The organism is Stieleria sp. (assembly GCF_041595215.1).
Taxonomy (GTDB): domain Bacteria; phylum Planctomycetota; class Planctomycetia; order Pirellulales; family Pirellulaceae; genus Stieleria; species Stieleria magnilauensis.
In genome coordinates this window covers 1-5200 of record NZ_JBFHKV010000601.1, presented here as the reverse complement: position 1 = coordinate 5200, position 5200 = coordinate 1, and the positions used below count along the sequence as shown (strand labels likewise).

Annotated in this window: 4 protein-coding genes; 3 read left to right on the top strand and 1 reads right to left on the bottom strand. The window is 58.7% G+C overall.

All coding sequences use genetic code 11. The features are described from left to right. Positions 1–491, bottom strand: a 491-nt coding sequence (locus ABX749_RS20870) for a thioredoxin family protein (RefSeq protein ID WP_372897677.1), incomplete at its 3' end; no start/stop codon positions are given. A 219-nt stretch (positions 492–710) separates the two neighbouring features. On the opposite strand from ABX749_RS20870, the gene ABX749_RS20865 reads away from it, so the two are divergent. From ABX749_RS20865 to ABX749_RS20855, 3 genes are all read left to right on the top strand, one after another. Then, on the top strand, positions 711–1745 hold the full coding sequence (locus tag ABX749_RS20865; RefSeq protein ID WP_259633908.1) for a MoxR family ATPase: 1035 nt from the start codon (positions 711–713) through the stop codon (positions 1743–1745). A 156-nt stretch (positions 1746–1901) separates the two neighbouring features. Then, the gene (locus ABX749_RS20860; RefSeq protein WP_145222379.1) at positions 1902–2798 is read left to right on the top strand and encodes a DUF58 domain-containing protein; all 897 of its coding nucleotides are present in this window, start codon (positions 1902–1904) and stop codon (positions 2796–2798) included. A 3-nt stretch (positions 2799–2801) separates the two neighbouring features. Further along, complete coding sequence (locus ABX749_RS20855) at positions 2802–4811, top strand: BatA and WFA domain-containing protein (protein WP_372897676.1); 2010 nt, start codon at positions 2802–2804, stop codon at positions 4809–4811. Positions 4812–5200 lie beyond the last annotated feature (389 nt).

Sequence of the window (5200 nt, the reverse complement as noted above, 5' to 3'; positions counted from 1 at the left end):
TTCAACGAGACGTCCCCCATCCATTCGGTACGGTGCGAACGCGTGCCGAATCGTCCATAGATCGTCTTGTCGGCGGCCAGAAAGAAGACGGCGAAGGATTGATCGGTGTCGTACTGGAACAGGTCCAAATCCAAACCGTTGGTTGCGACCTGACGCACACAGACAAATTGTTCCAGCAGCGGGCGGATCACCGGATCGGTATCGACCAACTCGTCGTCCAGCTTGACGCACTCGTGACATGGCAAACACCGCAGCACGACGACGATCGGCTTGCCCGTCCTTTTGGCTTCCTCGAAAGCCCCCGGAATGTCGTTGTACATCCAGAAACCTTCCCGTTCGACTTTCTCTTTGTCGCTGCGAACGATTTCGTCGCGGGTCTGGGCGGTCAACGCCGTGCCGAGGGCAAACAACAGTAAAATCAGTGACGAGAATGCTCGCATGGAAATCTGCCTGAGCGGTGAGTTGGCGATCGGTCGGAATACATCTGCCATCAGTGTACCGCAACTGCCACGCGCCAACTTCCACACGCCGGTTGTGACATTGCGTAGTGCTCGAAAACCCGACCCCGCCGCGGCGAAGGTGAAAGCCACTTTCCAGACAATCTGTCTACCGAAAATCACCAATTCCTTTGCATCTGGTGGCGGGAACGGTTATCACTAGGTACCGGGGTGATGGCGGAGTTGTCATCGGTCCGACGAATCGACGAATCAATGCGAGACGGAACAATCAAGATGCAGTTGTCCGAGGGTGAGTTTCGAGCCGAGCTCAGCAAATTCCGTGACGAGTTCGAACTGTTACGGACCGAAGTGGCCAAACGAATCGTCGGCCAGGAGCCGATCGTCGATGGCGTGTTGATCTCGATGATCGCCGGCGGGCATGTGTTGCTCGAGGGCGTCCCGGGATTGGGAAAAACGCTGCTGGTACGGACGCTCAGCGAAGTTCTGGAGGCACCGTTCAGCCGGATCCAATTCACGCCCGATTTGATGCCGGCCGATTTGATCGGGACCAACATTTTGGTCGAAGGCGACCACGGGAAAAAGGAGTTCCAATTTCAGCGTGGGCCCCTCTTCGCCAACGTGGTCTTGGCGGATGAAATCAACCGCGCGACGCCGAAGACCCAGTCCGCGTTGTTGGAAGCGATGCAGGAACACAGCGTGACGGTCGCGGGGACGTCGCACCAGCTCGAAGGCGTGTTCTTTGTGTTGGCGACCCAGAACCCGTTGGAGATGGAAGGCACGTATCCGCTACCGGAAGCCCAGCTGGACCGATTCCTGATGAAGCTGTTGGTTCCGTTTCCCACGACCGAGGAAATGGAAACGATCATGGATCGCACGACCGCCGGCGAGATCCCACCGCCGGGCAAAGTCGTTTCAGGAGAACGCGTGTTACAGCTTCGTGATTTGTCGCGACAGATTCCGATCGCCGATGAAGTGCGCCGTTATGCGATCTTGCTGGTGATGGGGACACACCCCGAACACGAAGCGGCGACAGCGATGGTGCGACAGTTTGTGCGTTACGGCAGCAGCCCGCGGGGTGCACAAGCATTGATCTTGTGCGCCAAAATCAAAGCCGTCCTGGATGGACGTTTCCATGTTTGCAAGGACGATTTGAAATCGGTGGCCCACGGCGTGTTGAGGCACCGGGTGATGCTGAATTTTGAAGGCCAGGCCGAAGGGATCGTCGTTGACAAGATCATCGATGATCTGCTGGAAAAAATCGGCCAGGAAGCGGCGTTAGCGGGATAACCGCCGCGCAAATTTCAACACCTTGCCAGGCGGCCGCAGCTGCAAACCGCCGACGATCAGGCGGAGCCTTGCGGACACCGAGTTCCCAGCCGGAAGCCTGTCGAACGATCAGCAGAACACGCCAACGTCGCCGATTCAGCCGCCCGACCCACATCCATGTTCGACTCCGATTTTTTAAAGCAACTCGAATACCTGTCGCTGCTGAGCAAGCGGATGTTTCAGGGTCAACTGCTCGCGCAGCGGCGGACGATGCAGACCGGTGGTGGGATCGAGTTCTCCGATCACCGCGAATACATGCACGGCGATGACCTGCGTTACTTGGATTGGAATGTTTACGCCCGTCACGGCGATCTGTTGTTGAAACGATTCCAAGAAGAAGAGGACTTGCACGTCTATCTGTTGCTCGACGTGTCACAGAGCATGGAAGTCGACGAGACGTTCGCGACGGCGGAAGCTGCCGACCCGCCGAAATTCAAACTCGCCCGACAGATCGCCGCCGCGCTGGCCTACATTGCGTTGGCCGATCTGGATCGCGTTTCGATCGTCGCCTATGCGGACGGGGTCAAGGTGGTGATGCCGCTGGTGCGAGGCAAGGACCAAATCTTGAGCGTGCTTCGATTCTTGGAAGGGTTGAAATGTCACGGTGAGCGAACGGATCTGCGTCGAACGGTGGGCGAATTCGTCGGCCGCGCCCCACGCACCGGTCTGGCGATCATCATCAGTGACCTGTTCGACCAAGACGGGTTCCGCGAAGGCGTCGACCGGCTGCGATACGCGCAGTTCGAACCACACGTGATCCAAATCCATACACGCCAGGAGGCAGACCCCAAGTTGTTGGGCGATGTGCAACTGGTCGATTGCGAAACGGGGACGGAGAAAAAAGTGACGGTCACCGAACGAAAACTTCGCCACTACAAACAGCTGTTTGAAACGTTTGTGCAAGAGGTCGAAACGTATTGCCGAACCCACGGATTGGCCCACACCCGCACGACAACGGACGTTCCGTTCGATGCGGTGCTGTTGAAAATGATGCGTGCCGCGGCGGTGGGTTAAAGCATGTCATTCGCTTCACCGGACAAATTGATCTGGCTGTTGGCCGCGTTGCCGATCATCGCCTTCTACATCTTAAAAACCCGGCTCCGACGACGGCCGGTGTCGACGTTGCTGTTTTGGGACCAGGTCTTTGAACAGAAACGTCAACGTTCGCTCTGGCAAAACCTGCGGCACTGGATTTCACTGCTGCTGCAACTGGCTTTTGTCGGCCTGCTGGGGTTCGCCCTTGCCGATCCGCTTTGGAATTCTCAAGAAGACACGGGGCAAGATCTGATTTTGGTGGTCGACAATTCCGCCAGCATGCGGGCGGTCGATCCGGCCACGGGCAATACTCGATTACAGGAAGCGATCGAACAGGCGTCGGACGTCGCCGGAACCCTCCGCTCGGGCGACAACATTGCCTTGATCACTGCCGGCGGCAGCGTCCGCGTGGTGGTGGGGATGTCGGATTTCGCGCCGACGGTTCAAGAAGCGTTGTTGGAAATTCAGCCGACCGATGGTCCGACTCGGATCGGCGAAGCGATCACGGCGGCGAGACGACTGGCGGCCGACGACCAAAAACGCAGGATCGTGGTGTTCAGCGATGGCGGCGTTGCCAACCGTGACCTGTTGACCGATGCATCACCGCAGCCCACAGCTGACCCCAACGACGCGTCAGCCGCAGCGGCGGCCGAGCAACGACGCTCACTGACCGGCGACGACGTTCGCTGGATGCAAGTCGGTACCTCGCAAGACAACCTCGCCATCACGACGTTCCAGGTCAGGCGTTCGACCGTCGATCCGATCGGCTATTCGCTGTTGGTGGAAGTCCATAACTTTTCCTCCCAGCCGGCCGAAACTCGGTTGACGCTGAAACTGGATGACGCACTGGTGGATGTGATTCCGCTGGAAATCGAAGCCGAGGGTTCGTTTCGGAAACAGATCGACAGCACCTCCCGTGCCGGCGGCGTATTGACCGGTGAATTGAAATCAGACGACGCGTTGCAGGTTGACAACGTCGCCCGCGCGATCCTGCCCAACCGCCCCGAAATCCCGGTCAAGCTGGTCGCCGGTGAAGACTCCGAGTCGTACTACTTGCGACGTGTTCTGGAATCGATTCCGTTGGTCAAGATCCTGTCGGCTGATGCGGTCGATTCGGAACCCGCGGCGCGGTTGACGGTGTTTGCCGGCGTGGTTCCCGAGACGATTCCGGAAGGGCCGGTGCTGTTGGTCGACATCCCGGAATCGGGCCCCGCTATCGGAACAGACGGGCAGCCCGCCTGGCGACTCGGTGAACAGGTCGACAATCCGATCATTGCCAAACAAGAAAAACAGTCCCCGTTGCTGCGTCACGTTCAATTGCAAAACGTGATCCTCGCCGGCGGCCGCGACCTGGAGGTCAGCGAATCGCTGGGCACGCCGACGACGCTACTGGAAACTGCCGGCGGTGACCGTGTGTGTGTCTCGATCGAACGCAGCGAGGGGCGAATCTTGTTGCTCGCGTCGGATTTGGACACCAGCGATCTGCCGCTGCGGATTGCGTTTCCGGTGCTGATGACCAACGCGATGAATTGGTTCTTTCGCGAAACCGGCGAGATCCGGCCCGCGCTGGCGACGGGGCTGACCACGGATGTTCCCTGGGACGTGGCCGAGGATTCCGAAACAGGCACCGCCAACCTGATCGCACCCTCCGGTGAACGCACGCTGGTCACGGTGCAACGAAACAAAGTCAAATTGGGACCGCTGCCGTCGGTCGGCGTGTACCGATTGACGACCGAAGACGTCTCCGAATCCGGCGATGTCGAAACCGGCGAGGGCGAAACCGATCCGACGGCCGCCACCGACGACACGAATCTGGTCGCCGTCAATCTTTCCGACGCGAACGAAAGTGATCTGCGTTTACCGGAGTTGCCCGAAACGACGGCCGGCGAGTTGCCACCGGCCGGACGCTCTCCCTGGTTTTATCTGATCCTTGCCGCCACCGGATTGGTGATCACCGAGTGGGCACTGTTTCAACGCAGAGTCGTCGCGTAGTGGCGTGACCTGGAGAGCCAAGTGACGGATGTGACGATTCGGTAGAGGATTGCGGTCGTCTCGATTGAAGGCGTTGAAAAACGAGGCGCGAACGGATCCGGAGTCGGCTTGTATCGGCTGTCATGGTTAGTGTGGGCTGCAACGAAATCAGGTGGATCACCGACAGAATCGGCCGATTAAAAACCGTAGCTTTCCGCGCGCCGGCAAGCGTGCACATGCAGCGTCGCAATACCATGGCGATGAATGCAACGTGCAAGCGGCGACGCGGCGAAGGCGATGGGATGAACACGGAAGTGAGTCCCTGGACGTGGTGACGTGGGTCGGAGATCCCCGTCACAGTGAAGTGCGCGACAATGGAGTGACGCAATGCACGAGAAGCATCATCAGAT

Bases quoted from the DNA above. Each gene is read 5' to 3' on its own strand.
- ABX749_RS20865 (WP_259633908.1), top strand. From the start codon at position 711: ATGCGAGACGGAACAATCAAGATGCAGTTGTCCGAGGGTGAGTTTCGA.
- ABX749_RS20860 (WP_145222379.1), top strand. From the start codon at position 1,902: ATGTTCGACTCCGATTTTTTAAAGCAACTCGAATACCTGTCGCTGCTG.
- ABX749_RS20855 (WP_372897676.1), top strand. From the start codon at position 2,802: ATGTCATTCGCTTCACCGGACAAATTGATCTGGCTGTTGGCCGCGTTG.